Source organism: Burkholderia sp. BCC0322 (assembly GCF_902833045.1).
Lineage (GTDB): Bacteria > Pseudomonadota > Gammaproteobacteria > Burkholderiales > Burkholderiaceae > Burkholderia.
The window spans coordinates 103500-128872 of sequence record NZ_CADFDU010000016.1 but is presented as its reverse complement, the minus strand read 5'-3'; the positions used below and the strand labels follow the sequence as shown (position 1 = coordinate 128872).

Here is a 25373-nt window from a genome sequence, read left to right as displayed (position 1 = left end):
CTACCTCCAGGTCCTTTCATGCGAGTGGTGACGAATCCGACGGCAATGGCGCGGACGTGGCGAAGGCGTGTCGGTCCGGCGGCGGGATCGTCGCCAATGCTATCCTCTCGTCCGCTAAAACCAGCTTCACCCAGCGAGATTCACACATGACCCGACTGATCAAGCGCGCGTCCGCCGAGGCGCGCGCGTCCAAGCGCAGCAAGCCGTCCGCCTACAACGGCTCCGAGAAACTCCAGCCGCCGCGCTTGAAGCGCCGCCCGGACATCGACGAACACGACGATGTGCCCGTGCTCGAAGCGCCGCGCAAGCCGCGCTTCGCGCCCGTCACGTTCTCCGAAGAGGGCGGCGTGCGCTTCCTGCACTTCGGCACCGAATGGGTGCAGGGCGCGATGCGGATCTCGAAGCCGCTGCATATCGAGCTCGAGTACGCACAACAGATGATGGCGTGGCTGCTGTTCCTCGAAACGCCCGGGCGGATCGTCCAGCTCGGGCTCGGCACCGGCGCGCTGACCAAGTTCTCGCATCGCTTCCTGCCGCACGCGAAGGTCGAGGCCGTCGAGCTGAACCCGGCCGTGATCGTCGCCGCGCGCACGATGTTCGCACTGCCGCCCGACGATGCACGTCTTGCCGTGCACGAAGCCGACGCTTGGGATTTCGTCAACGATCCGGCCAACCGCGGCACGACGGGCGCGATCCAGATCGACCTGTACGACGCGACCGCGCGCGGCCCCGTGCTCGACAGCGTCGCGTTCTACCGCGCGGTGCGCGGTTGTCTCGCCGATGCGGGCATCGCGACGATCAACCTGTTCGGCGATCATCCGAGCTTCGTGCGCAACATGAAGCACCTGAACGCGGCGTTCGATCATCGCGTGATCGCGCTGCCGGAAGTGCATGACGGCAACCGGATCGCGATCGCGTTCTCGGGCCCCGCGCTCGACGTGTCGTTCGCGCAGCTCGACGAACGTGCGAAGCTGATCGAGGACACGCTGAAGCTGCCCGCACGCAAGTGGATGAAAGCTTTGAAAGAAACGACCGGCGCACGCGACACCTCGTTCGCGATCTGACGCTTCGTGCACCGGCGGCATGCCGGTGCAACCTCGCGACAAGGGGCGGATCACCTCGGGTTCGCCCCCGCTTGACCGCGTGCTGGCGGCTCCTATACTGGCGCGAAGCCAGGGGAGCCGCAGCCTACCCGTTTTGCGCTCCTCTCGGCGCCGTACCCGCTCAACAAGATCGATAACCGGGATAGAAGAGGAGACGTCATGGCTCACGATGCCGACGCCAACCGGGCCGCCAAGCGCTGGCTCTGGCTGCTGGTGCTGCCGCTGATTGCGATGGTCTGGGTACCGTCGTACAGCAAGATCGAACCGCAATGGTTGGGTTTTCCGTTTTTCTACTGGTACCAGCTGCTTTGGGTCTTCATTAGCGCGGTGATCACGGCGTTCGTGTACTTCAAGACCAAGAACGCGTGGAAGGCGAGCGGCCCGCAGGGAGGTGCGCGATGAATCTCGGTGCAACCTTCGTCTTCGTCCTGCTGTTCATCGGCGTCACGATCATCGGTTTCCTGGCCGCGAACTGGCGCCGCGGCGATCTCGCCCATCTCGACGAATGGGGCCTCGGCGGCCGCCGCTTCGGCACGATCGTCACGTGGTTCCTGCTCGGCGGCGACCTCTATACGGCCTACACGTTCGTCGCGGTGCCCGCGCTCGTATTCGGCGCCGGCGCGATGGGCTTCTTCGCGCTGCCGTACACGATCCTGATCTATCCGTTCGCGTTCGTCGTGTTCCCGAAGCTGTGGAGCATCGCGAAGCGGCACGGCTACGTGACGGCCGCCGACTTCGTCAACGCGCGCTACGGCAGCCGGATGCTCGCGCTCGCGATCGCGGTGACGGGCATCGTCGCGACGATGCCGTATATCGCGCTGCAACTCGTCGGCATCGAAGTGGTGATCGGCGCGCTCGGCTTCGATACGACCGGTTTCGTCGGCGACCTGCCGCTGATCATCGCGTTCGCGATCCTCGCCGCGTACACGTACACGTCGGGCCTGCGCGCGCCCGCGATGATCGCGATCGTCAAGGACGTCCTGATCTACATCACGATCGCCGCGGCGGTCATCGTGATCCCGGCGAAGCTCGGCGGCTTCGGGCACATCTTCGCGAGCGTGCCGCCCGCGAAGCTGCTGCTGAAGGCGCCCGACGCGATGAGCCTGAACGGCTACAGTGCGTACGCGACGCTCGCGATCGGCTCGGCGCTTGCGCTGTTCCTGTATCCGCACTCGGTGACGGCGATCCTGTCGTCGTCGTCCGGCAACTCGATCCGCCGCAACATGGCGATGCTGCCGGCGTATTCGTTCGTGCTCGGACTGCTCGCGCTGCTCGGCTACATGGCGCTCGCTTCCGGCGTGAAGGACATGCCGCAGTACGCGCCGTACTTCAAGGCGTTCGGCCCGAACTTCGCGGTGCCCGCGTTGTTCCTCCAGTATTTCCCGTCGTGGTTCGTCGGCGTCGCGTTCGCGGCGATCGGCATCGGCGCGCTGGTGCCGGCCGCCATCATGTCGATCGCGGCCGCGAACCTGTACACGCGCAACATTCACCGCGAGTTCGTGAACCGCAACATGTCGCACGAGCAGGAAACGCACGTCGCGAAGCTCGTGTCGCTGATCGTGAAGGTCGGCGCCGTCGCGTTCATTCTCGGACTGCCGCTGACCTATGCGATCCAGTTGCAGCTGCTCGGCGGGATCTGGATCATCCAGACGCTGCCCGCGATCGTGCTCGGCCTGTACACGCGCGTGCTCGACCATCGCGGCCTGCTGGCCGGCTGGGCGGCCGGCATCGTGTGCGGCACGTGGATGGCGATCTCGCTGAAGCTGGCCGGATCGATCTTCACGATCCACCTGTTCGGCCTCGCGATTCCCGGCTATGCAGCCGTGTGGTCGCTGATCGTGAACCTGGTGGTGGCCGTGGTGGTGAGCGTGCTGGTGCGCGTGATGGGCATGGCGCATGCTGAGGATCGCACGCGGCCGGAGGACTATCTCGACGTCGTCGAGGGCTGATTCCCCGGTCTTCTGTCGCAGTTTCGACACGACGCCCGCGATGCAAATCGCGGGCGTTTTGCATGGTGCGCCGCGAACGCCGCGTGTGGCCGTGTGCTCGTTTCGCGGCCGACGATGCGTCCGGCGCGTCCAGCGCGTCAAAGGGTGGCGCCGCATCGCGCATCGTGATCGGCGATCGCAAGTACGACGAAGTGTGGGCGGCGGTTGCGCAGTTCCATGCGGCCGGCAAGCAGAAGGGCGCGCGCGTCGCGTGCCGCCCGAACGACACGCTCGAGCAGGCGCTGGTGGAGGTGCTGCGCAAGTAACGGTCCCGCCCGGATCGCCGCGGCTGCGCGGCGGTCCGGGCGGCTGACGCGTGCGTTACTGGCCCGCGCGTTGCGCGAGGTCCTCGCGCTGCGACAGGTCCTCGACGTTGACCATCCAGTGCACGCCGAAACGATCCTTCGCCATCCCGAAGCCGAGCGCCCAGAACGTCTTGCCGAACGGCATCGTCACTTCGCCACCGTCGGCGAGTGCATTGAACAGCTTCTGGCCTTCCTCGACCGTCGCCGGGTTCAGCGACAGCGAATAACCGGCATGCGTGCCGCCGCCGGGCTGACTGCAGTCGCCGTCCGAGCACATGATCATCGAGTCGCCGATCGTGAAGCTTGCGTGCATCACCTTGTCGGCCATCTCCGGCTTCATCGGGTAGTCGGGATTCGGCGGCGCGTCCTTGAAGTGCATCTTGAACATCGTCTTCGCACCGAGTGCCTTTTCGTAGAACTGAAGGGCTTCGTCGGCGCGACCGTAGAACGTCAGGTACGGTTGGACTTGCATCGTTGTCTCCTGTAGTGGGGGAGCCGTCCTGCGCATCCGCGCGGGTTCGGCGTCGTGCGAGACTGACTGGGAAAGGGGGCCTCGGGAGGCGGCCGACGCACCCGTGACGTGGATTGTAGTGCGCGCGCTTGACGATGGAATGAAAAATAAAAACGGCCGCGAACATGACGTTCGCGGCCGTATGCGGGGTGCGTGCTGACGGCTGTTGCCAGTGTTGCTGACAGCCGCTGACGCGTGTCGCGGCTCAGCGCAGCGAGTCGATCAGCTTCTCGAGCTTCACCGCATCGGCGGCGAATACGCGGATGCCTTCGGCGAGCTTTTCGGTCGCCATCGCGTCGTCGTTCAGCTGGAAGCGGAACGCGGCCTCGTCGATCTCGACGCGCGCGGCGGGCTTGTCCTGCAGCGCTTCCGGCGACAGCTTGCGCGTGACGGTCTCGTTGCTGTCCTGCAGCTTCTGCAGCAAATCGGGACTGATCGTCAGCAGGTCGCAGCCGGCGAGTTCGGTGATCTGGCTGGTCGTGCGAAAGCTCGCGCCCATCACTTCGGTCTTGTAGCCGAACGTCTTGTAGTACGTGTAGATGCGGCGTACCGACTGCACGCCCGGATCGTTCGCACCACCGTCCTTCTCTTCATTCCACTCCGCGCCGGCCTGCTTCTTGTACCAGTCGTAGATGCGGCCGACGAACGGCGAGATCAGCTGCGCGCCGGCTTCCGCACACGCGGCGGCCTGCACGAGCGAGAAAAGCAGGGTCATGTTGCACTTGATCCCTTCCTTCTGCAGCACTTCGGCCGCGCGGATGCCTTCCCACGTCGACGCGAGCTTGATCAGGATGCGCTCGCGGCCGATGCCGGCTGCTTCGTACAGCTTGATGAGCTCGCGGCCCTTGTCGATCGAGCGCTGCGTGTCGAACGACAGGCGCGCGTCGACCTCGGTCGACACGCGGCCCGGGATCAGCTTCAGGATCTCGGTGCCGAATGCGATCAGCAGGCGGTCGATGATGAAATCGGTGCTTTCGTTGCGATGATCGCGGACGGTTTTCTCGAGGATCGGCTTGTACGCATCCTTCTGGACGGCCTTCAGGATCAGCGACGGGTTCGTGGTCGCGTCGCGCGGCTGGTATTGCGCAAGCTGCTGGAAATCGCCCGTGTCGGCGACGACGGTCGTGTACTGCTTCAGCTGGTCGAGTGCGGTAGTCATGGCGATTCGGAAGAAGGGCGCAACGCGCCGGGTTCTCACGGGCCGCGCGAACGCGGCGGCGAAGCGAGGCGGCGCCGGGCACCGCCTTCGATCCGCTATTCTAGGCCCGATTCGTGTCGGGCACGTTCTGGCGTGTCCGATGGCCGCAGCGGCGGGCGCCGTGCCGCGTCACGCGGGGCGGCGCGCGTTCAGGATCACCTGCGTGACGATCCCCGCGACGAGCCCCCAGAATGCCGAGCCGATCGACAGCAGCGTGAGGCCCGACGCGGTGACCATGAACGTGACGAGCGCGGCTTCGCGCTGCTTCACGTTCTGCATCGCGTTCGCGAGGCCGCTCATGATCGAGCCGAACAGCGCGAGCGCGGCGACCGAGACGACGAGCGCCTTCGGCAGCGCCGCGAACAGCGCGGCGATCGTCGCGCCGAAGATCCCCGCGATCAGGTAGAACGTGCCGCACCACACGGCGGCCGTGTAGCGCTTCGCGCGATCCTCGTGCGCTTCCGGGCCCGTGCAGATCGCGGCCGTGATCGCAGCGAGGTTGACGCCGTGCGAGCCGAACGGCGCGAGCAGCAGCGACGCGAGGCCGGTGGTCGCGATCAGCGGCGACGACGGGGTCTGATAGCCGTCCGCGCGCAGCACCGCGATGCCCGGCACGTTCTGCGACGCCATCGCGACGACGAACAGCGGAATGCCGATGCTGACGATCGACGCGATCGAGAACGCGGGCATCGTGAACACGGGTTTCGCGAACGCGATGTGAAAGCCGCTGAAGTCGAGCAGGCCGAGCCCGCCGGCGACCGCCGTGCCGACGATCAGCGTCGTCGGAATCGCATAGCGCGGCGCGAGCCGCTTGACGATCAGGTACGTGAAGAACATCGCGAGCACGAGCGCCGTCTGGAACTGCGCGGCGCGGAAGATCTCGATGCCGATCTCGAACAGGATGCCCGCGAGCAGCGCGGCGGCGATGCCGGCCGGAATCTTGCGCATCAGCGTGTCGAACAGGCCGCTCACGCCGACGGCCGTCAGCAGCACCGCGCAGACGACGAACGCACCGATCGCCTCGGGATAGGGCATGCCCGGCAGCGACGAGATCAGCAGCGCGGCGCCGGGCGTCGACCACGCGACGACGACGGGCGCGCGAAAGCGCAGCGACAGGCCGATCGTCGTCAGCGCCATGCCGATCGACAGCGCCCAGATCCACGACGAGATCTGCGCATCGGTGAGGTGGGCGGCGCGGCCGGCCTGGAACATCAGCACGAGCGAGCTCGTGTAGCCCGTCATCATCGCGACGAAGCCGGCGACGAGCGCCGAGACGGAAGTATCGGCGAAAAAGCGGCGGCCGCCGGCGCGGCTGACGCTCGCGGTGGGGGAGGGGTTCATGCTATCTCCGGGGGAGCCGCTCGGGCGCGGCCTTCGAGTCTTGGGGGGGTTACTTGCTGAGTGCGCGCATCGCGGTTTCGAGACCCGCGAGCGTGAGCGGATACATGCGATGGCCGAGCAGGTCGCGGATCACCGCGACCGACTGCCGGTATTCCCATAGCCGCTCGGGCTCCGGGTTCAGCCACGCATGGTGGGGGAACTGGTCGGCGAGGCGACGCAGCCACACGGCGCCGGCTTCCGGGTTGTTGTACTCGACCGAGCCGCCGGGCTGCAGCACTTCGTACGGGCTCATCGTTGCATCGCCGACGAAGATCAGCTTGTAGTCGGGCGTGAACTTGTGCAGCACGTCCCACGTCGCGGTGCGTTCCGAGTGGCGGCGGCGGTTGTTCTTCCACAGGTGGTCGTACACGCAGTTGTGGAAGTAGAAGAACTCCAGGTGCTTGAATTCGGCCTTCGCGGCCGAGAACAGCTCTTCGGTGCGCTTGATGTGATCGTCCATCGAGCCGCCGACGTCGAGCAGCATCAGCACTTTCACGTTGTTGTGGCGCTCGGGCACCATTCGCAGGTCGAGCCAGCCCGCGTTCGCGGCGGTGCTGCGGATCGTGCCGGGCAGGTCGAGCTCCTCGGCGGCGCCTTCGCGCGCGAAGCGTCGCAGCCGCCGCAGGGCGACCTTGATGTTGCGCGTGCCGATCTCGACGGAATCGTCGTAGTCGCGATACGCGCGTGCTTCCCACACCTTCACCGCGGTGCGGTTGCCGTTCGACGGGCCGCCGATGCGTACGCCTTCCGGGTTGTAGCCGCCGTGCCCGAACGGCGACGTGCCGCCGGTGCCGATCCACTTGTTGCCGCCTTCGTGGCGCTCCTTCTGCTCGTCGAGCAGTTCCTTCAAGCGCTCCATCAGCTTGTCGAGCCCGCCCATCGCGTCGATCTGCGCCTTCTCCTCCGGCGACAGCTCGCGCTCGAGGCGCTTCTCGAGCCAGTCGAGCGGAATGTCGAATGCTTCGGACGGCAGTGCGGACACGCCGTGGAAATACGCGCCGAACGCCTGGTCGAACTTGTCGAAGTACTGCTCGTCCTTGACGAGCGTCATCCGCGCGAGGAAGTAGAACGCGTCGATCGACGGCGAGATCAGCCCGGCCTTCAGCGATTCGAGCAGCGTCAGGTATTCCTTCACCGAGACGGGCAGCTTGGCTGCGCGCAGCGCGTAGAAGAAATTGAGCAGCATGGCCGGGCCTTCGCGGGTGGGAGAGGATTACCGGTTGTGCCGGTTCATGTAGACGAGCCGTTCGAGCAGGCTCAGGTCCTGCTCGTTCTTCAGCAGCGCGCCCGCGAGCGGCGGCACGATCTGCTTCGCATCCGCGCCGCGTAACTGGTCGGCCGGGATGTTCTCGGCGAGCAGCAGCTTCAGCCAGTCGAGCAGCTCGGACGTCGACGGCTTCTTCTTCAGGCCCGACACGCCGCGCAATTCGAAGAAACTCTCGAGGGCCGCGCGCAGCAGCTCCTCGCGGATGTCCGGGAAATGGACCGCGACGATCTTCTGCATCGTCGCCGGATCGGGAAACTGGATGTAGTGGAAGAAGCAGCGCCGCAGGAATGCGTCGGGCAGCTCTTTTTCGTTGTTCGACGTGATGATGACGAGCGGGCGATGCTTCGCGCGGACCGTTTCCCGTGTTTCGTACACGTGGAATTCCATCCGGTCGAGCTCGCGCAGCAGGTCGTTCGGGAATTCGATGTCGGCCTTGTCGATCTCGTCGATCAGCAGCACGCTCGGGTGCTCGGCATCGAACGCCTGCCACAGCACGCCCTTGACGATGTAGTTCGAGATGTCCTTCACGCGCTCGTCGCCGAGCTGCGAATCGCGCAGCCGCGACACGGCGTCGTATTCGTACAGGCCCTGCTGCGCCTTCGTGGTCGACTTGATGTGCCACTGCAGCAGCGGCATGTCGAGCGCGGCGGCCACTTCCTCGGCGAGCATGGTCTTGCCGGTGCCGGGCTCGCCCTTGATCAGCAGCGGGCGTTGCAGCGTCAGCGCGGCATTGACCGCGAGCTTCAGATCGTCGGTGGCGACGTAGTGCGAGGACCCTTCGAAACGCATGGCGGCGCTCTTCTCAATCGGGGAAAAAAACCCAGTATAAGTCAGAAGGGCTGTCCGGTTGGGCCGTGCCCGCGTATCGTTGCGGGACGGTGGCGGGGCGAACCGGGGCGCCTTATGGACGCGTTCCCCGCCGACGCGGTACAATCTGGCCGTTTTTTTTGGCCTGCGTGGCGATCCGATAAGCAAAACGGCGCGGGCCGTTGCCGCTTCGGCGCCAGTTTCCCCTCAAGCTAGGTTACAAGAGCTATGAACAAATTCGTCGGCAAACACGTCGTTGTCGCAGCGCTCGTGGCGCTCGCGGGCAGCGCGCAGGCGGCCGGTGTGGTCGGCAACCCGAAGGACGGGGCGAGCAAGGTCGCCATGTGCATCGGTTGCCACGGCATCCAGGACTACCGCGCGGCGTACCCGGAGGTCTACCGGGTGCCTGTCCTCGGCGGCCAGAACCAGCAATATCTCGAGAACGCGCTGAAGGCCTACCGCAAGAAGGATCGTCACTTCCCGTCGATGAATGCGATTGCCGGTTCGCTGACGGACCAGGACATCGCGGATCTGGCGGCGTACTACGCCGCCCAGAAGGCCGACTCGAAGGACAACCCCTACAAGTAAGCGCGCGCCGCCGATCTCTCCGGCGGGACAGGAGCATTCATGAACAACGCATTCAAGACGGCGGCGGTTGCACTGGCGGCCGGCCTCGCGATCGGTACCACGCACGCGGCGGACATCACGAAGGGCAAGGAACTGGTCGAATCGCACAACTGCGCCGCCTGCCACGGCGCGCAGATGAACAAGCCGATCAACGCCGAATATCCGCGCCTCGCCGGCCAGCATGCCGACTACCTCGTGTGGGCGATGCGCCAGTACCAGATGGGCCTGACGAATCCGCTGATCGGTCGCAACAACGCGATCATGCAGGCACAGGTGCAGAGCCTGTCGGTCAGCGACATGAAGGACATCGCGGCCTACATCGAGTCGCTGAAAGAAACCGATCTGGTGTTCAAGAAGTAAGCGCGACGGGCCCGACGGGCCCGCGCAGCAAAAATACCCTGCCGAGGCGGGGTATTTTTTTGTCCGCGCGCCGGCGCCCGCGGGCCGCAGCCGCGGCGCTCAGTCGCGCGACGCGCGGCGCAGGATGCGCTGCAGGTACGCGTCGGTATCGGGCGGCGTGTTGGTGCGCTGGGCTTCCCAGATCGTCTCGCCGAGACATTCCATGATCACGTGCTGCGCGTCGTGGGTCGAGTCGAGCCTGGCCGCGAGCTTGTCGTGCGCGGCACGGATGCCGGGCGGCTGGTCGATCGACAACTGCTCGCTGATCGCGAGATGCATCGACAGGTGCAGGAACGGGTTCGTGCGGCCTTCCTCGGGCGTGTACTCGCGCGCGGTGGCGCCATCGGCGTCGGCGAGTTCGTCGTGGTATTCGGGGTGCTCGACGATCCAGTCGGCTGCCATCGCTTCCAGCGGCGTCAGGATCTCGCCCGCGCGCTGCTTGCGCCAGGTCTCGGTGAAAAAGCGACGCACTTCGTCGCGACTTGGATTGAACATGGTGGGGAAACGTCGTGATTCGGACGGCGTGATGCCGCGTCGCGCATTGTACGCCGGGTCGGCGGACGGCGCTGGTCGTGGGCGGGGGCGGGGGCGGATTGCGCGCGCTGGCCGCCGCGGTGATCTATTCGCTGGACATCGTCGGCGGCACGAAGGCGACGCGCGGCGTCGATCGGCTCCCGACCACCGCGATCATCCGCCTGTCGGCGACCGCGACGCTCGTGGCGATCGCCGCCGTGCGAACCACCGCGTCCGGCGCGCCGCCGCGCTGGCCCGCGACGGCCGGCGGTTGGGCGTCGATGCTCGCGATCGCGCTCGTGTCGACGGTCGCGGCGATGCTCGCATGCCGTGCCGGGCTCGAACGGCTCGGGGCTGCGTGCGCGTCGATGCCGTCGGCGCTCGAACCGGTCGTGACAGTCGCGCTTGCGGCGCTGCCGTTCGGTGAGGCGCTGTCGCCGCTGCAGTGGGCGGGTGGCGTCGCGATTCCGGCAGCCGTGCTGGCGTTGGTGCGTGCGGGCGATGTGGCGGCGGACGATGCGACGGCGACGTCCAGCGCGTAGTTTGAACGGGGACCGCGGGGGCGATGGCGCGGGTGGCGACGCGCTGTCGTGGCTGCGGTTTGCCGGCCGAGCAACGACCGACGCGGCGTGCGACGTGCGTCCGACCGCATGGCGCCGGGCGGCTGCGCCACGTCAGCCGCGGTTGCGCGTCACTCGTTCGGCGGCGGCGTCTTCGGCCGGAATTCGCACAGCGGCTCGATCGCGCAGTGCCAGCATTCGGGCTTGCGGGCCTTGCACACGTAGCGCCCGTGCAGGATCAGCCAGTGATGCGCATCCTGCAGGAATTCCTTCGGCGTGAACTTCTCGAGCGCGGCCTCGACGGCGCGCACGTCCTTGCCCGGCGCGAGCCCGGTGCGGTTCGCGACGCGGAAGATATGCGTGTCGACCGCGATCGTCGGCTGGCCGAACGCGGTGTTCAGCACGACGTTCGCGGTCTTGCGGCCGACGCCAGGCAGCCCTTCGAGCGCTTCGCGATCGGCCGGCACCTCGCCGTCATAGCGCTCCAGCAGGATCCGGCACGTCGCGACCACGTTCTTCGCCTTGGTCCGGTACAGGCCGATCGTCTTGATGTACTCGGTGACGCCTTCTTCGCCGAGTGCGACGATTTGTCGCGGGGTGTTCGCGACCGGAAACATCTTCCGCATCGCCTTGTTGACCGATACGTCAGTCGCCTGCGCGGACAGCATCACGGCGATCAGCAGCTCGAACGGCGTCGAGTATTCGAGCTCGGTGGTCGGATGCGGATTGAGGCTCTGCAGCGTTTCGTAGATCGCGCGTCGTTTGCTGGCGTTCATGGAGCGTTCTGGTCGGGCGGTGCGGACGGGCCGCCTGGGCCGTCGTTGCCTGCGTCGTTCACTTCGTCGGTGCCGCTCGCGGCTGCCGCTTCGGCGTCGCGTTGGGCCTGTTGTTCGGCGAGCCGTTTGCGGCGCGCCTCGGCCGCGTCGATCTGCGCCTGGACGGCCGCGCTCACGCCTTCGGTGTTCTTCGGCCCGGCGCCTTGCCCGGACAGCTCTTCCTTCTTCTTGCGCGCCCGTTCGAGCGCGGCGGCGATGATCGCGCGCTTCTTCGCTTCGGCGTCGTCCGTGGCCGGGGCGGCGGATTGCGTTTCCGCTGGTGCCGCAGCCGGCTTCGCGGCACTGGCCGCGCGGCGTGCGGCCGCGCGTGCTTCGGCGGCCTCGCGTTCGCGGCGCTGGCGCGCGAGCCGCAGATCGTGGCGTTCGCGCGCGGCATCGGCCTGTTCCTGCGACCACGCGTCCCAGCCGGTGCGTTCGCCGGTCACCGGCAGCATCGCGATGCAGTCGACCGGGCAGGGCGGCACGCACAGGTCGCAGCCCGTGCACAGCGATTCGATGATCGTATGCATCTGCTTCGGCGCGCCGACGATCGCGTCGACCGGGCACGCCTGCATGCACAGCGTGCAGCCGATGCACAGGCTTTCGTCGATGAAGGCGACCGCGCGCGGATGCTCGCTGCCGTTGACGGGGTTCAGCGGAATCACCGGTTTGCCGAGCAGGCTCGACAGGCGCGCGATGCCTTCGGCGCCGCCGGGCGGGCACTGGTTGTAGTTCGCGTCGCCGGCGGCGATCGCCTCGGCGTACGGGCGGCAGCCGTTATAGCCGCACTTCGTGCATTGCGTCTGGGGAAGCAGATCTTCGATGCGATCTGCGAGTGTTTTGGAATCGGTCACGGTGACAACGGGCGCAGCGGCGCCGAATGGCTCTCGGCCACGTCGGGCGCGGCCGGAAAGGTTTGCCAAAGCTCGATTATCGCCGATTTCCCGCATTGCGCTGGACGCCGTCTGTGCGCATAATCGAACCGCTTTTTTGCAGGGGCTCAGCAGGAGGGCGGCCGCCCGCGGCGCGCCAGTTCCACGGCGGCCGGCGCCGAGGCGGTGGGGGTGCCGGTCCGGATCACGCGGCTCACATAGCAAAACGCCACCATGAATCAGCCAAAAATCAAAAGAGATCCTGAAGGTACGCGGCGCCGCATCCTGATGGCGGCAGCCGAAGAGTTCGCGACTGGAGGGCTGTTCGGCGCACGCGTCGACCAGATCGCGCGCCGGGCCGAAACCAACGAGCGCATGCTCTATTACTACTTCGGCAGCAAGGAGCAGTTGTTCACGGCCGTGCTCGAACACGCGTTCTCCGCGCTGACCGAGGCCGAGCGCGAGCTCGATCTCGACGGTGTCGCGCCGGTCGAAGCCGTCACGCGGCTTGCGCATTTCGTTTGGGACTACTACCGCGACCATCCGGAACTGCTCAGGCTCATCAACAACGAGAACCTGCACGAAGCGCGCTACCTGCACAAGTCGACGCGGATCCGCGAGATGATGTCGCCGATCGTCGCGAAGCTCGGCAACGTGCTGACGCGCGGCCAGAAGGCCGGGCTGTTCCGCACCGACGTCGATCCGCTGCGCTTCTACGTGACGCTGTCGGGGCTCGGCTACTACATCGTGTCGAACCGCTTCACGCTCGCCGCGACGCTCGGCCGCGATTTCACCGATGCCGACGAGCGGGCCGAGATGGTCCGGATGAACACCGAAGTGCTGCTCGCGTATCTGCTGCGGCGCTGATGCGCTGACCGCGCCGAAGCGCCGCCCGATGTAAAAACGCCGCCGTGCGCAGGCAACGGCGGCGTTTTTTCGTCGGAACGCGGTGCGTCAGGCGGCCTTGCGCGGGCGCACGGCCTTTGCGCGTGGGCTGCCGGCGGCGGCGCGTTTCGTGGCCGGTGCGGCCGGCGCGGCCTTGGCGGGGGCGGCGGCTTTCGCCGGCGCCTTCGCGCGCGTGCGCTTCGCCGTGGCGGCGCGGGTCGTTTCGGCCGGCGCGTTGCTGGCCGGTACGGCCACGAGCGTCTTGGCCGCCGGTGCTTCCGGGACATCCTTCGTCGCGCCGTGCTTCGGCTCCGGTGCATGCTCGCGGATGAAGTCGCGCAGTTGCGGATAGATGATCGTGCGCCAGCGGCGGCCCGAGAAAATCCCGTAGTGACCGCACTTCTCGGCGGTCAGGCTGCGGCGCTGGTCCTGCGGGATACCCGTGCACAGCTCGTGCGCGACGTGCGTCTGGCCGCTGCCGGAGATGTCGTCGAGTTCGCCCTCGATCGTCATCAGCGCGGTGTGCTTGATGTCCTGCGGACGCACACGCTCGCCTTCGACGTCCCACGTGCCTTCGGCCAGGCGGAATTCCTGGAACACGATGCGGATCGTCTCGAGGTAATACTCGGCGGCCATGTCGAGCACCGCGTTGTACTCGTCGTAGAAGCGGCGGTGCGCTTCGGCGTCATCCTCGTCGCCGCGCAGCAGGCTCTGGTAGAAATCCCAGTGCGATTGCGCGTGCCGCTCCGGGTTCATCGCGACGAAGCCCGTGTGCTGCAGGAAGCCCGGATACACCTGGCGGCCTTCGCCCGGATAGTTGGCGGGCACCGTGTGGATCACGTTGTTCTCGAACCACGCGGTCGAGTGCTGCGTGGCGAGCGAATTCACCGACGTCGGGCTGCGGCGCGCATCGATCGGGCCGCCCATCATCGTCATCGTGAGCGGCGTGTCCTCGCCGCGGCTCGCCATCAGCGAGATCGCCGCGAGCACCGGCACCGTCGGCTGGCACACCGAGATCACGTGCAGGTTGCGCGCGCCGATGTGACGGATGAACTCCTGGATGTACGCGATGTAGTCGTGCAGGTGGAACGGGCCGGTTTCGACCGGCACCATCCGCGCGTCGATCCAGTCGGTGATGTAGACCTTGTGATCCTGCAGCAGCGTGCGCACGGTGTCGCGCAGCAGTGTCGAATGGTGGCCCGACAGCGGCGCGCAGACCAGCACGACCGGCTCGTCCTTCAGTTGCGTGACGGCGTCGGCGTCGTCCGAATAGCGCTTGAAACGCAGCAGCCGGCAGAACGGCTTCTCGACGATCGTCTGCTCGACGATCGGAATGTTGTGGCCGTCCTTGACGATCTGATGAATGTTGAATTCGGGCTTCTCGTAATCCTTGCCGAGCCGATACATCAGTTCGTACGCGGCGGCCATCCGCGTCGCGCCCGGCATCAGCGAGAACGGGCTGGACGGATTGGCGAACGACTTGGACGCGGCCTGGGCCCAGGCCGTGAGCGGGCTCAGCATCGCCCGCTGGAATTCGTGCAATTGGTAAAGCATGCAGGCTACTCCCGCGTGGGGGACGGTGCGCAAGGGCGGCGTGGGGCGTCGCGGCGTGCCGTGTGGGTCAGCGCCCGGCCATGGTGCACTGCAGCCGGACAATCGCGTCGATCATATCGGACAACGATGGGTGGTGCAATGCAACATTTCCCCGATTTTTCATCAAAGTTTTGCGATTTGACGTTCTCTGACCAAGTCGCTCGCGCCCCCGTTCAGCGCCCCGTCGCGACCGCCGGCGCGGGCTGGCCGGCGGCGCGCGCCATCGCGTCCTCGTGGTGCATCAGGTTCATCGCGGTATGCACGAGCGCCACATGGGAAAACGCCTGCGGGAAGTTGCCGACGAGCCGTCCGGCGACCGGGTCGTACTCCTCCGCGAGCAGCCCGAGGTCGTTCGACAGCGCGAGCAGCCGGCTGAACAGGCGGTGCGCGTCGTCGATCCGGCCGAGCAGCGCATAGTTGTCGACCAGCCAGAAGCTGCACGCGAGAAACGTGCCTTCGCCGGGCGGCAGGCCGTCGTCGTAGTCGGTCGTGCGGTAGCGCAGCACGAGCCCGTCGTGCAGCAATTCCCGCTCGATCGCTTCGACCGTGCCGACGATGCGCGGATCTTCCGGCGGCAGGAAGCCGAGCAGCGGCATCAGCAGCACGCTCGCGTCGAGCTCGTCGCTGCCGTAGCTCTGTGCAAATGCCTGTTTGCTTTCGTGCCACGCGTTGTTGCACACGTCGGCATGGATCTGGTCGCGCAGCGCGCGCCAGCGGTCGAGCGAGCCGGGCAGCCGGAACATCTCCGCCGACTTGATCGCGCGGTCGAACGCGACCCACGCCATCACCTTCGAGAACGTGAAATGGCGGCGGCCGCCGCGCGTTTCCCAGATGCCTTCGTCGGGTTCCTGCCAGATCTTCTCGAGATGGTCGAGCAGCGCGCACTGCACAGACCAGACCGTGTCGTCGGCCTGCAGGCCGCCCACCCGTGCCAGGTGCAGCGCGGCCATCACCTCGCCGAACACGTCGAGCTGCAGCTGGTTCGCGGCGCCGTTGCCGATGCGCACCGGCTTCGAGTCCTGGTAGCCGGGCAGCCAGTCGAGCTCCATTTCCGGCAGCCGGCGCTCGCCGGCGATCCCGTACATGATCTGGATCTGCTCGGGCGAGCCGGCCATCACGCGGCCCAGCCACGTGCGCCACGCGCGCGCCTCGTCGTAATAGCCGCCGCGCATCAGCGCGAGCAGCGTGATCGTCGCGTCGCGCAGCCAGCAATAGCGGTAGTCCCAGTTGCGGTTGCCGCCGATCTTCTCCGGCAGCGACGTGGTCGGCGCCGCGACGATGCCGCCGGTCGGCTCGTACGCGAGCGCCTTCAGCGTGATCAGCGAACGGCGCACCGCGCCCGCGTAGCGGCCCTGCACCTGGCAGCGGCCCGACCATTCGAGCCAGTAGTTCTCGGTGCGCGCGAGCATCGACAGCGGATCGCGCGCGGGCGGCAGCCGCAGGTGCGATGCCGCATAGCTCAGCGAGAACGGCACGCGCTCGTCCGCGTTCACCGTGAATTCCGCGAGCGTATGGAGGTTTTCGCCGGTGAGCGGCACCGGCGTGCGCAGCACGACGGTGTCGGGGCCCGCGATCGCCTTCATGCCGTCCTCGCGGGTCAGCTGCGTGACCCACGGGACCGAGAAGCCGTAGTCGAAGCGCAGCACCAGCTCCATGCGCATCTTCATCGTGCCGTGGCGGCCGACGACGATCCGCACCAGTTCGGACCAGCCGTTGCCGGGCGGCATGAAGTCGATCACGGTGACGGCGCCGTCGGCGCTTTCGTAGTCGGTTTCGAGAATCAGCGTGTCGCCGCGATAGCGGCGCGTCGTGTGCGTGATCGCGGCGTCGGCGGCCGGTGCGAGCAGCCAGCGGCCGTGCTCGGGCGTGCCGAGAAGCGCCGCGAAGCAGGCGCCCGAATCGAAGCGGGGCCAGCACAGCCAGTCGACGGAGCCGTCTTTAGCGATCAGCGCGGCGGTATGGCCGTCGCCGACGAGGGCATAGTCTTCGATCAGGGCGGGCATGGGCAGGCGATCCTTGGGTATTCGAGTTCACAATGCGGACGGCGGTGGCCAAGGCTTCACGCGCTGGCGCCGCGCCCCGTATACTCGGCCGGGCGGCGGAGCGCATGAACGGCCGGCGTTTCGTCCTATCTCAACACTTGAAGCGAATCGATGCAAGGAGGATTCAATGCCCAACCGTTTACGCGAGCGTGACGCACGCGCTTCGACACGAGGGTTCCCGCTTAGGCTCGCTCACTGGATGAAAGGTTTCGCGATCGTGCTCTCCCTTTCCGCGACCCACGCATTTGCGCAGCAATCGCCCGCCCCGGCCGATGGCGTCTACAACCTGCTCGTCGGCACCTATACGGGGGGCGGCAGCGACGGCATCTATGTTTACCGCTTCGATACGAAAACCGGCAGCGTCGCGCCCGTGTCGTCGGCGAAGACCGTGAATCCGTCGTACCTGTTGCCGAGCCGCGACGGTCGCACCGTCTACGCGGTCAACGAACTGCCCGGCGACGATGGCCCGGCGACGCAGCGCGGCGGCGTCAGCGCATTCCGCTTCGACGCGAAGACGGGCGCGCTGAGCTTCATCGACCGCGTGTCGTCGGAAGGGAACGATCCTTGCTACCTCGCGCTGTCGCCGGACGGCAAATACCTCGTGACGGCCAACTACTCGGTCGCGAAGGATCCGGGCGGCAGCTTCGCGGTGTTTCCGCTGCGCGACGACGGCGCGGTCGGTCAGGCCGTGCTGACCGTGCACCATGAAGGCACGGGGCCCGTGAAGGGCCGCCAGGACGGCGCGCACGTGCATTCGACGGTGTTTTCGCCGGACGGCCGTTACCTGTTCGTGCAGGATCTCGGCGCGGACAAGATCTACGGCTACCGCTACACGGTGGACGGCAGCCGCGGGCTGATCAGCCCGACCGACACGCGCTACACGCCGGTGAAGGCGGGCTCGGGCCCGCGTCACATGGTATTCAGCGCCGATGGCCGGTACGCGTACGTGACGAGCGAGCTCAACGCGTCGGTCGAGGTGTTCGGCTACCACGACGGCAGGCTGACGCCGGTCGAGACCGTGTCGATGACCGCGCCGGGCTTCAAGGGCAAGGTCGGCGGCGGTGCGATCCATCTGTCGCCGGACGGCCGCTTCCTTTACGCGAGCAACCGCGGCGACGCGAACGACCTGGTGATCTACGCGGTGAACCAGGCGGACGGCCGGTTGAAGCAGGTCGGCCGCCAGTCGAGCCTCGGCAAGACGCCGCGCGAGTTCCTGATCGATCCGACCGGCAAGTGGCTGATCGTCGGCAACCAGGACAGCGATACGTTCTACGTGTTCAGCCGCCATGTCGAAACGGGGCAGCTCGGCCCGAATCCGCAGAAGGTGGCGGTCGGCAAGCCGGTCGACTTCAAGCTGGTGCCGGTGCAGTAAAGGAGAAAGGGCGCTGCCGATGCAGCGCCCTTTCTTGGGGCGGCCGGTTTCCCGGTGCGCCCGTATCGGTTGCCGGCGGCCGACCGGCCGCCGCGCTCAGTCGGCCGCGGCCGGCACGAGCACCTCGCGGCTGCCGTTGATGCCCATCGCCGATACGAGCCCGGCCGCCTCCATCTGCTCGACGAGGCGCGCGGCGCGGTTGTAGCCGATGCGCAACTGCCGCTGCACCGACGAGATCGACGCGCGCCGCGTGCGCACGACGAACGCGACGGCTTCGTCGTACAGCGGATCGGCTTCCGCGTCAGGCGCATCGCCGAACAGGTCCTGCGTCGCGCCGTCGGCGGCCGGGCCGTCGAGGATCCCTTCCTCGTACTGCGGCTCGCCGAACTGCTTCAGGTATTCGACGATCCGGTGCACTTCCTCGTCGGCGACGAACGCGCCGTGCACGCGCTGCGGATAACCGGTGCCCGGCGGCAGGAACAGCATGTCGCCCATCCCGAGCAGCGACTCGGCACCCATCTGGTCGAGAATCGTGCGCGAGTCGATCTTCGACGACACCTGGAACGCGACGCGCGTCGGGATGTTCGCCTTGATCAGTCCCGTGATCACGTCGACGGACGGGCGCTGGGTCGCGAGAATCAGGTGGATGCCGGCCGCGCGCGCCTTCTGCGCGAGGCGCGCGATCAGTTCCTCGATCTTTTTGCCTGCGACCATCATCAGGTCGGCCAGCTCGTCGATCACGACGACGATCAGCGGCAGCGTCGACAGCGGCTCCGGATCCTCGGGCGTCAGCGAGAACGGGTTGCCGATCTTCTTTTCCTTCGCTTCGGCGTCGCGGATCTTCTGGTTGAAGCCCGCGAGGTTGCGCACGCCGACGGCCGACATCAGCCGGTAGCGTTTCTCCATCTCGCCGACGCACCAGTTCAGCGCGTTCGCCGCGAGCTTCATGTCGGTGACGACCGGCGCGAGCAGGTGCGGGATGCCTTCGTAGACCGACAGCTCCAGCATCTTCGGGTCGATCATGATGAGCCGCACGTCTTCCGGCGTCGCCTTGTACAGCAGCGACAGGATCATCGCGTTGATCGCGACCGACTTGCCCGAGCCCGTCGTGCCCGCGACGAGCATGTGCGGCGCCTTCGCGAGATCGGTGACCACCGGGTGGCCGGTGATGTCCTTGCCCATCGCGATCGTCAGCTGCGAGGCCGAGTGCTGGTACTGGCGCGACTCGAGAATTTCCGACAGGCGGATCATCTGGCGCTTCGCGTTCGGCAGTTCGAGGCCCATGCAGGTCTTGCCGGGAATCGTCTCGACGACGCGGATCGACGTGAGGCCGAGGCCGCGCGACAGGTCCTTCATCAGCCCGACGATCTGGCTGCCGCGCACGCCGAGCGCGGGTTCGATCTCGAAGCGCGTGATCACGGGGCCGGCCGATGCGCCGACCACCGTCACCGGCACCTTGAATTCCTGCAGCCGCTGTTCGATCACCTGTGCCGTTTGCGCGAGGTGTTCCTCGGTGATCATTTCGACGTCGTCGGACGCGGGCTCGAGCAGGTCGAGCGTCGGCAGTTCGACGTTGAACGACGCGGGCGCGTGGAATTCGAACGCGTTCGGGCGCGGTGGGCGGGCGGGGGTGTCGGCGGGCGGCGGCGATGCGGCTTCGATCGGCGCGGCCGGTTCGATCGCGGCGGCGGTGGCTGCCTCGGCCGGCTGGCCAACGGGCATCGCCGGTGCGGGCGCGAGCGCCGCCGGTGCGGACAGGCTCTCGCCGGGGATCGTTGCCGGGGGTTGCGGTGCCGCGGCCAATGGGGCTGCCGGTGCCGCGGAGACATTCGACGCGGACCAGCTTGCCGGCGACGAGGCCGAGGCGGGCGGGGGGGCGAACGTCGTGGCTTCGATTGCCGCAGGTGCGGAAGCGATCGTCGGAGCCAGCGTCGCGGTGGTCATGCCGAAGGACGTCAGCGAGCCGGCCGGAGCGACGGGCGAACTGGCGATCGGTTGCGCTGGCGTTGCTGCCGCCGTGGCGATCGATGCGATCGGGGCGGAGGTCGGTGCAGTTGTGCCGAAAGCGGCCGGTGGTACGGGCAGGCTTGCGCTCGGCTGCGGTGCGACTGCGCCCGACGTGCCGAATGCGCCAAATGTCGTACCCGTCGGCGAGGTTGCCGGGTTGGCCTGAAGCGTCGGGGCGGGCGCGGACGGTGCAGTGATCGGGCCCGACACGACATTGACGGGTGTCGTGGCAGCGATCGCCGGCGCGGTCGAACCGGAAGTCGAAGCCGACGTGCCGGCCGTCGAAGGCGTCATGGCAGGCGCGGCGGACGACGCGAGTGTCGATGCGCGGAGGGGCGAACCGTCAGTCGTGCCCGCAACGCTGGCCGGAGCCGCCGGCGCGATGGATGCAGCGTTCGATGCCGAAGTGGCCGGCTGCGAAAGCGGAGCCGACGCAGCGCTGGTCACGCCGATCGGGGATGCCGGCGCGACGGATGCAGCGTTCGACTCAGCCGGTTGAGCGAGCGAACCGGATGCCGTGCCGATCGCACTGTCCGACAGAGCGGTGACGGCGACAGGCGCATTGCCCGATGCGGATGCAGGCGCTTGCGCGGTCGAACCGTGGGCGGTGCCGACGAGCGGCGACGCAGCACTCGTCGACGGAGCTTGCGCGGCGGCAAACGGTTGAGCCGTAACCGGCGATTTCGGCAATTCCGAGGTGACGGGCGTATTCGTCGTGGCCGGTTGCGCCGTTGCAGGCGCCCACGTCCATGCCGCCGCCGGTGCGGTGTCTTGAGCGATTGCCGTCAGCGGCGCGGCAGGTTCCACCGTATCCGACTTGGCTGCTTCCAGTGCGGCACTCGATGCGGACGGTGCCGACGCCGCTGCAAACGGCCGAGTTTCGGCACTTGTGCGCGATGTCGTTTCGGCGATCGGAGAGGAGGGGAGGGCCGCGAACGGCGCGACGCTCCCGGCGGGCTTCACGTCGGCGTGCGCGTCGGCGATGCCCTGCGGCATGCGGGCCGACGCCGTGCGATCGATCGCAGCAGCCGGTTTCGTCGTGTACTTGTCGTCAGTGTCGAACGATGCCGGCGGGTTGCTCGCGGCGATGTCGTGAACCACCTCGGTCGTCGGTTGCGCAGAGGCGGCGTTGGCCGGTTCCGATCCCGTCACAGCCGTCGACGGCGTGGCGACCGGGTGCCACGCGGACGCGTCGAACCCGTAAACCGGCTGGCTGGCGAGGTCTTCCCACGGCGCGAGGTCGATGGGCGCGTCGAACGCCGGCGCGGGCGTGATTCCCGATGCCGGTGCGGCAACGGCATCGTCGGCGTGCCGGATTTCGTCATCGGCGTGATGCGAGAACGCGGCGGCGTCGCTGCCGGCATTCGACACCGCGTGCGGTGCGGCGGCGTCGAACGCCACGGCGCCCGCATCGGCAACCGGTGCATGGACGGCGGGTGCTGCCGGCACGAACGCGTCGAGCATGATCGGTGCGTTGTCGTCGTACGCGGGGGGCGCATCGTGTGCGAGCGGAACACTGGCGTCATGCGCCGCTAGGCCGTGGGCCGCGGAGGCGAACCCGGTCGGCACGGTCGCTGCGGCCGGCGCTGCCATGCCGGCTGCTGCCGCGGCCACACCGGCCACGGTTGCGGCTGCCGCCGCATGCCCGGCACCGTCCGACTGCGCACCACCCAGCGTCGCCCATTGCGCGGTGCTGGCCTCGATCGAGCGCAGCGTGTCGTGCACGCTCGGCGCCGGCGTGATCGGTGCAGCGGGTTTTTCCGTCCACGCATACAGCGGTGGGCGCGCCGGCGTTTGCTGCGCCGGGCGACGTCGTGCCGCATCCGACGGCAGGCCGGCCGAACCGGCTCCTGCGGCGGGGCGTACCGGCGGGCGCTGCGGCTGCGTGGTGGCCGGCCGCGGCGTGACCGTGGTGCGCGGCGGGGTCGGCTTCAACGCGGCAGTGGCCGGTCGCGCGGCAGTCGGCCGCGGGCGGACGGGTTGGAATCCGGCAGGAAGCGGGGCTGGATCGGGGCGCGGGACTTGTGAGTTTGCCGCTGCGCGCGCGAGGCTGGCGGTGCTGCCGGTCGTCGGCGGCGGCATTGCGCTGGCCGGGGGGATCGGCGCGGGCGGTGTCGGCATGCTGCGCTGGGGCGCGGCCGGCTTCAACCAGCCCGACGGCGCAACAGGTTCCACGTGCGGACGGGCAGGCGTGCTGCTGCGTGGCTTCAGTCGCGCCTGCGGGTCGGGTTTCCACAGCGTCGGGCGCGAATATCGGCCGTTCTGGCGCGGCGCCATCGAATTGACGGTATGCGCGGTGGTCGGCTGGACGATATCGTCGTCGCGATGCAACGCGCTGCGCGGCAGGTCGGCGATGCCGCGCGCTTCGTCGTCACCGCCGTCGCGCGCCAGCTTGACGCCGAACGACGTATCGACCCACGCGGCGAACTGCCGCCAGCCGATGCCGGTCAGCCAGGGCAACCCGGCGAAGAACAGCACGACCATCGCGACCGGCGTGCCGATCGGGCCCAGCACGTGGGCGAAGCCTGCGGAGAACGCATGGCCGAGCGCGTTCGTGTCGGGGCCCGACAGTGGGCTCGTCAGCGTGCAGCTGGCCACGAACACGGCGGCGAAGCCGAGCCACAGGCGGATCGAGCCGCGGCCGGCGAGCCCGCCGCCGCCGGGCAGCATCGCCTGCACGAGACGCCAGAAGAGAAGGAGGAACCAGACGGCGGAGATGCCGAACCAGCCGAAGACAACCGTGTGCATGCTTTGAAACAGGAGTGGGGAGGGGCGCGCGGGGCGCGACCCGCCGAGTTTAACCGGCCGGCGAACAAGACTCTAACGCGGCGTGCATCCGATTCACGTCGCGTGACGCGTGCGCGCGATACACGCGCGTGGCGCGCCGTGCGAAGGCGGTCGGTCGGCCTTCGCGCGCGCCGTGCATCAGGGGCTCCGGTGCGTGAAGGTCAGCGTTGCGCCGGAAGTGGTCACGATCTGCAATTGCCGCGGTTCGCGCATCTGCACGCCGGTCTTGTCGACGTGGGCGAGTGCGTCGAGGTACGCGGTTTCGAGCTGGCCGCCGAGCGTATTCGGGCAGGCCATCCGCGTGCCGGCGAGCGGCCCGAAGCTCAACAGGCCGTTCTTGATCGCGTAGGTGCCCATGTAGCGATTGCAGCCCGAGAACCCGCTGGCGCGCCGGATGCCCGAGTCGGTCGACAGCGCGAGCTTGATCGGCTCGCCGTTGTCGCCGTGCGGGATCGCGCGCTGCGTGCCGTCGGCATTCAGCCAGCTGGTGAGTTCCCAGCTCGTGTCGTCGAGCAGCTGGACGGCGGCCGGATTGTACGGGTCGGGCGCGGGGGCGGCGGAATCGGGGTGGGTCGGCATCGCGCAGGCGGCGAGAAGCGTGGCAAGCGTCAACGCGCAAAGCGGCGCGCGCAACGGGCGAAGCAGGCCGGTGCGTGCACGTGCGGCGGCGGACAGGTGGGACATGAGCCTCGTTCCTCATCGGATTCTGATCAAGGCGTAAGAGTAACGCACCCGCCCCGCGGCAGGCGAGCCGACACTTCACGCGTGAAAACGTTCGCAGCCCGCTTGCGAGCGGCCCGCGGCCGGGCGCCGGCGCGGCGAAACGCGCAAATCCGGTGCCGTGGCGCGTGTTAACATCGGAGCCGTTTTCGTCCTCCACCAGAAGCGGGTAATCACATGCAGATCGGTCAGCGGCTCGGTACGCCGCTCTCACCCTCGGCCACGCGCGTCATGCTGCTCGGCGCCGGCGAGCTCGGCAAGGAAGTCATCATCGCGTTGCAGCGGCTCGGCGTCGAAGTCGTCGCGGTCGACCGCTATCCGGACGCACCGGGCCACCAGGTCGCGCATCGCGCGCACGTGATCGACATGACGGACGCCGCCGCGCTGCGGGCGATCGTCGAAGCCGAGCGCCCGCACCTGATCGTGCCCGAGATCGAGGCGATCGCGACCGACGCGCTCGCGGCGATCGAGGCGGCCGGCCTTGCCGAGGTGATCCCGACCGCACGCGCGACGCAGCTCACGATGAACCGCGAAGGGATCCGCCGGCTCGCGGCCGAGGAGCTCGGCCTGCCGACCTCGCCGTATGCGTTCGCGGATTCGTTCGAGGCGTTCAGCGCGGCGATCGCGAAGATCGGCATGCCGTGCGTCGTGAAGCCCGTGATGTCGTCGTCGGGCAAGGGGCAGTCGGTCGTGAAGACCGAAGCCGACGTGAAGCCGGCGTGGGACTACGCGATGGCGGGCGGACGAGTGAACCACGGCCGCGTGATCGTCGAGGGCTTCATCGACTTCGATTACGAGATCACGCAACTCACCGTGCGCGCGATCGATCCGGCGACGGACGCCACGCGCACCTACTTCTGCGAGCCGGTCGGCCACGTGCAGGTCGCGGGCGACTACGTCGAGTCGTGGCAGCCGCAGCCGATGAGCGCGGCGGCGCTCGAGAAGTCGCGCGAGATTGCGCACAAGGTCACCGAGGCGCTCGGCGGGCGCGGGATGTTCGGCGTCGAGCTGTTCGTGCGCGGCGACGACGTATGGTTCTCCGAGGTCAGCCCGCGGCCGCACGATACGGGCCTCGTCACGCTTGCGTCGCAGCGCCAGTCGGAATTCGAGCTGCACGCGCGGGCGATTCTCGGGCTGCCGGTCGATCCGGCGCTGGGTACGCCGGCCGCGTCGGCCGTGATTTACGGCGGGCTCGACGAGCGCGGGATCGCGTTCGAGGGCGTGCGCGACGCGCTCGCGGTGCCGGGCGCGGACCTGCGCCTGTTCGGCAAGCCGGAAAGTTTTGCGAAGCGGCGCATGGGCGTCGCGCTGGCGACCGGCGCGACCGTCGACGAAGCGCGCGAACGCGCGAAGCGTGCCGCCGCGGCCGTCCGGCCCGTGTCGGCCCGCTGACGCAACCAGGAGAGGACGATGACGCCGAAGTGGCTGCGTATCGGAAAGCTGGCCGCCGCGCTGGCGCTTGCAGTGAACCTCGCGGGTTGCGGCCTCGCGGCCGCACCGTGCCGGGTCGCCTCGGCCGGGCTCAAGATCGTGCCGCTCGTCGGCCATGTCGCGGCCGCACCGACCGACGCGTGTGCCGACGTCATCGATCCCTGATCACGATACCCGTCCCGATCGCCCGC

22 protein-coding genes and 1 pseudogene are annotated in these 25373 nt (G+C 67.9%); 11 read left to right on the top strand and 12 right to left on the bottom strand.

The window, feature by feature from the left end:
* Positions 1–146: 146 nt before the first annotated feature.
* From HWX39_RS31465 to HWX39_RS31450, 4 genes are all read left to right on the top strand, one after another.
* The gene (locus tag HWX39_RS31465; RefSeq protein ID WP_175971512.1) at positions 147–1064 is read left to right on the top strand and encodes a spermidine synthase; all 918 of its coding nucleotides are present in this window, start codon (positions 147–149) and stop codon (positions 1062–1064) included.
* 198 nt (positions 1065–1262) lie between these two features.
* A complete protein-coding gene (locus HWX39_RS31460) occupies positions 1263–1505 on the top strand; it encodes a DUF3311 domain-containing protein (RefSeq protein WP_011352801.1) in 243 nt (80 codons plus the stop codon).
* Positions 1502–3052, top strand: coding sequence for a sodium:solute symporter family protein (locus HWX39_RS31455; protein WP_175971511.1), 1551 nt, complete (start codon positions 1502–1504; stop codon positions 3050–3052). The genes HWX39_RS31460 and HWX39_RS31455 overlap by 4 nt, the downstream gene beginning before the upstream one ends.
* A gap of 62 nt (positions 3053–3114) precedes the next feature.
* The gene (locus tag HWX39_RS31450; RefSeq protein WP_175971510.1) at positions 3115–3357 is read left to right on the top strand and encodes a hypothetical protein; all 243 of its coding nucleotides are present in this window, start codon (positions 3115–3117) and stop codon (positions 3355–3357) included.
* 55 nt (positions 3358–3412) lie between these two features.
* On the opposite strand, the gene HWX39_RS31445 is transcribed toward HWX39_RS31450, so the two are convergent.
* The 5 genes from HWX39_RS31445 to HWX39_RS31425 form a co-directional block, all read right to left on the bottom strand.
* On the bottom strand, positions 3413–3868 hold the full coding sequence (locus tag HWX39_RS31445; protein ID WP_175971509.1) for a VOC family protein: 456 nt from the start codon (positions 3866–3868) through the stop codon (positions 3413–3415).
* A gap of 244 nt (positions 3869–4112) precedes the next feature.
* Positions 4113–5066, bottom strand: coding sequence for a transaldolase (gene tal / locus HWX39_RS31440; RefSeq protein WP_175971508.1), 954 nt, complete (start codon positions 5064–5066; stop codon positions 4113–4115).
* Positions 5067–5234: 168 nt separating this feature from the next.
* Positions 5235–6446 (bottom strand): benzoate/H(+) symporter BenE family transporter, encoded by a 1212-nt coding sequence (locus tag HWX39_RS31435; RefSeq protein WP_175971507.1) that lies wholly within the window; start codon positions 6444–6446, stop codon positions 5235–5237.
* A gap of 49 nt (positions 6447–6495) precedes the next feature.
* Positions 6496–7671, bottom strand: a complete 1176-nt coding sequence (locus HWX39_RS31430) for a VWA domain-containing protein (protein WP_175971506.1) — start codon at positions 7669–7671, stop codon at positions 6496–6498.
* Between the two features lie 27 nt (positions 7672–7698).
* Positions 7699–8541 carry a MoxR family ATPase gene (locus tag HWX39_RS31425; RefSeq protein WP_175971505.1) on the bottom strand — a complete coding sequence of 281 codons (843 nt, stop codon included), beginning with the start codon at positions 8539–8541 and terminating at the stop codon, positions 7699–7701.
* A 246-nt stretch (positions 8542–8787) separates the two neighbouring features.
* On the opposite strand from HWX39_RS31425, the gene HWX39_RS31420 reads away from it, so the two are divergent.
* Together HWX39_RS31420 and HWX39_RS31415 are read left to right on the top strand one after the other, a co-directional pair.
* A complete protein-coding gene (locus HWX39_RS31420; RefSeq protein WP_175951078.1) occupies positions 8788–9147 on the top strand; it encodes a cytochrome c in 360 nt (119 codons plus the stop codon).
* Between the two features lie 39 nt (positions 9148–9186).
* On the top strand, positions 9187–9546 hold the full coding sequence (locus tag HWX39_RS31415; RefSeq protein ID WP_175971504.1) for a cytochrome c: 360 nt from the start codon (positions 9187–9189) through the stop codon (positions 9544–9546).
* A gap of 99 nt (positions 9547–9645) precedes the next feature.
* On the opposite strand, the gene HWX39_RS31410 is transcribed toward HWX39_RS31415, so the two are convergent.
* Positions 9646–10080: a DUF1841 family protein gene (locus HWX39_RS31410; RefSeq protein WP_175971503.1), complete on the bottom strand. Its 435-nt coding sequence runs from the start codon at positions 10078–10080 to the stop codon at positions 9646–9648.
* A 65-nt stretch (positions 10081–10145) separates the two neighbouring features.
* Between HWX39_RS31410 and HWX39_RS31405 the strand changes: the two are divergent.
* A pseudogene (locus HWX39_RS31405) lies at positions 10146–10640 on the top strand (DMT family transporter); the annotation flags it as partial.
* 149 nt (positions 10641–10789) lie between these two features.
* Here the strand turns inward: HWX39_RS31405 and nth are convergent.
* Together nth and rsxB are read right to left on the bottom strand one after the other, a co-directional pair.
* The gene (gene nth, locus HWX39_RS31400; RefSeq protein ID WP_175971502.1) at positions 10790–11434 is read right to left on the bottom strand and encodes an endonuclease III; all 645 of its coding nucleotides are present in this window, start codon (positions 11432–11434) and stop codon (positions 10790–10792) included.
* Positions 11431–12423 carry an electron transport complex subunit RsxB gene (rsxB, locus tag HWX39_RS31395; protein WP_175971501.1) on the bottom strand — a complete coding sequence of 331 codons (993 nt, stop codon included), beginning with the start codon at positions 12421–12423 and terminating at the stop codon, positions 11431–11433. Before rsxB ends, nth begins: the two co-directional genes overlap by 4 nt.
* A 156-nt stretch (positions 12424–12579) precedes the next feature.
* Here rsxB and HWX39_RS31390 point away from each other — a divergent pair, with 156 nt between their 5' ends.
* Positions 12580–13212 (top strand): TetR family transcriptional regulator, encoded by a 633-nt coding sequence (locus tag HWX39_RS31390; protein ID WP_175971500.1) that lies wholly within the window; start codon positions 12580–12582, stop codon positions 13210–13212.
* Positions 13213–13299: 87 nt separating this feature from the next.
* Here the strand turns inward: HWX39_RS31390 and phaZ are convergent, their stop codons facing one another.
* Both phaZ and HWX39_RS31380 read right to left on the bottom strand, forming a co-directional pair.
* Entirely contained in the window at positions 13300–14784 is a 1485-nt protein-coding gene (phaZ, locus tag HWX39_RS31385; protein ID WP_175971499.1) for a polyhydroxyalkanoate depolymerase, read from the bottom strand.
* Positions 14785–14996: 212 nt separating this feature from the next.
* Positions 14997–16826, bottom strand: coding sequence for a glycoside hydrolase family 15 protein (locus HWX39_RS31380; RefSeq protein WP_175971498.1), 1830 nt, complete (start codon positions 16824–16826; stop codon positions 14997–14999).
* A 166-nt stretch (positions 16827–16992) separates the two neighbouring features.
* On the opposite strand from HWX39_RS31380, the gene HWX39_RS31375 reads away from it, so the two are divergent.
* Positions 16993–18237, top strand: coding sequence for a lactonase family protein (locus tag HWX39_RS31375; RefSeq protein ID WP_175971497.1), 1245 nt, complete (start codon positions 16993–16995; stop codon positions 18235–18237).
* A 96-nt stretch (positions 18238–18333) separates the two neighbouring features.
* Here HWX39_RS31375 and HWX39_RS31370 read toward each other — a convergent pair whose 3' ends face one another.
* Together HWX39_RS31370 and HWX39_RS31365 are read right to left on the bottom strand one after the other, a co-directional pair.
* Positions 18334–22992 carry a DNA translocase FtsK gene (locus HWX39_RS31370; RefSeq protein ID WP_175971496.1) on the bottom strand — a complete coding sequence of 1553 codons (4659 nt, stop codon included), beginning with the start codon at positions 22990–22992 and terminating at the stop codon, positions 18334–18336.
* 177 nt (positions 22993–23169) lie between these two features.
* Complete coding sequence (locus HWX39_RS31365; RefSeq protein WP_175971495.1) at positions 23170–23715, bottom strand: META domain-containing protein; 546 nt, start codon at positions 23713–23715, stop codon at positions 23170–23172.
* A gap of 213 nt (positions 23716–23928) precedes the next feature.
* On the opposite strand from HWX39_RS31365, the gene purT reads away from it, so the two are divergent.
* Both purT and HWX39_RS31355 read left to right on the top strand, forming a co-directional pair.
* Positions 23929–25143, top strand: coding sequence for a formate-dependent phosphoribosylglycinamide formyltransferase (purT, locus tag HWX39_RS31360; RefSeq protein WP_175971494.1), 1215 nt, complete (start codon positions 23929–23931; stop codon positions 25141–25143).
* Between the two features lie 18 nt (positions 25144–25161).
* On the top strand, positions 25162–25347 hold the full coding sequence (locus HWX39_RS31355) for a DUF6726 family protein (protein WP_069248523.1): 186 nt from the start codon (positions 25162–25164) through the stop codon (positions 25345–25347).
* Positions 25348–25373 lie beyond the last annotated feature (26 nt).

Excerpts from the sequence above, each read along its gene's own strand:
- HWX39_RS31410 (WP_175971503.1), bottom strand. The coding sequence starts at position 10,080 with ATGTTCAATCCAAGTCGCGACGAAGTGCGTCGCTTTTTCACCGAGACC.
- HWX39_RS31375 (WP_175971497.1), top strand. The coding sequence starts at position 16,993 with ATGCCCAACCGTTTACGCGAGCGTGACGCACGCGCTTCGACACGAGGG.
- HWX39_RS31355 (WP_069248523.1), top strand. The coding sequence starts at position 25,162 with ATGACGCCGAAGTGGCTGCGTATCGGAAAGCTGGCCGCCGCGCTGGCG.
- HWX39_RS31455 (WP_175971511.1), top strand. The coding sequence starts at position 1,502 with ATGAATCTCGGTGCAACCTTCGTCTTCGTCCTGCTGTTCATCGGCGTC.
- HWX39_RS31370 (WP_175971496.1), bottom strand. The coding sequence starts at position 22,992 with ATGCACACGGTTGTCTTCGGCTGGTTCGGCATCTCCGCCGTCTGGTTC.
- HWX39_RS31380 (WP_175971498.1), bottom strand. The coding sequence starts at position 16,826 with ATGCCCGCCCTGATCGAAGACTATGCCCTCGTCGGCGACGGCCATACC.
- HWX39_RS31460 (WP_011352801.1), top strand. The coding sequence starts at position 1,263 with ATGGCTCACGATGCCGACGCCAACCGGGCCGCCAAGCGCTGGCTCTGG.
- HWX39_RS31390 (WP_175971500.1), top strand. The coding sequence starts at position 12,580 with ATGAATCAGCCAAAAATCAAAAGAGATCCTGAAGGTACGCGGCGCCGC.
- purT (WP_175971494.1), top strand. The coding sequence starts at position 23,929 with ATGCAGATCGGTCAGCGGCTCGGTACGCCGCTCTCACCCTCGGCCACG.
- HWX39_RS31465 (WP_175971512.1), top strand. The coding sequence starts at position 147 with ATGACCCGACTGATCAAGCGCGCGTCCGCCGAGGCGCGCGCGTCCAAG.
- HWX39_RS31430 (WP_175971506.1), bottom strand. The coding sequence starts at position 7,671 with ATGCTGCTCAATTTCTTCTACGCGCTGCGCGCAGCCAAGCTGCCCGTC.
- HWX39_RS31425 (WP_175971505.1), bottom strand. The coding sequence starts at position 8,541 with ATGCGTTTCGAAGGGTCCTCGCACTACGTCGCCACCGACGATCTGAAG.
- HWX39_RS31420 (WP_175951078.1), top strand. The coding sequence starts at position 8,788 with ATGAACAAATTCGTCGGCAAACACGTCGTTGTCGCAGCGCTCGTGGCG.
- HWX39_RS31415 (WP_175971504.1), top strand. The coding sequence starts at position 9,187 with ATGAACAACGCATTCAAGACGGCGGCGGTTGCACTGGCGGCCGGCCTC.
- HWX39_RS31365 (WP_175971495.1), bottom strand. The coding sequence starts at position 23,715 with ATGTCCCACCTGTCCGCCGCCGCACGTGCACGCACCGGCCTGCTTCGC.
- rsxB (WP_175971501.1), bottom strand. The coding sequence starts at position 12,423 with ATGCGGGAAATCGGCGATAATCGAGCTTTGGCAAACCTTTCCGGCCGC.
- HWX39_RS31435 (WP_175971507.1), bottom strand. The coding sequence starts at position 6,446 with ATGAACCCCTCCCCCACCGCGAGCGTCAGCCGCGCCGGCGGCCGCCGC.
- HWX39_RS31450 (WP_175971510.1), top strand. The coding sequence starts at position 3,115 with ATGGTGCGCCGCGAACGCCGCGTGTGGCCGTGTGCTCGTTTCGCGGCC.
- tal (WP_175971508.1), bottom strand. The coding sequence starts at position 5,066 with ATGACTACCGCACTCGACCAGCTGAAGCAGTACACGACCGTCGTCGCC.
- nth (WP_175971502.1), bottom strand. The coding sequence starts at position 11,434 with ATGAACGCCAGCAAACGACGCGCGATCTACGAAACGCTGCAGAGCCTC.
- HWX39_RS31445 (WP_175971509.1), bottom strand. The coding sequence starts at position 3,868 with ATGCAAGTCCAACCGTACCTGACGTTCTACGGTCGCGCCGACGAAGCC.
- phaZ (WP_175971499.1), bottom strand. The coding sequence starts at position 14,784 with ATGCTTTACCAATTGCACGAATTCCAGCGGGCGATGCTGAGCCCGCTC.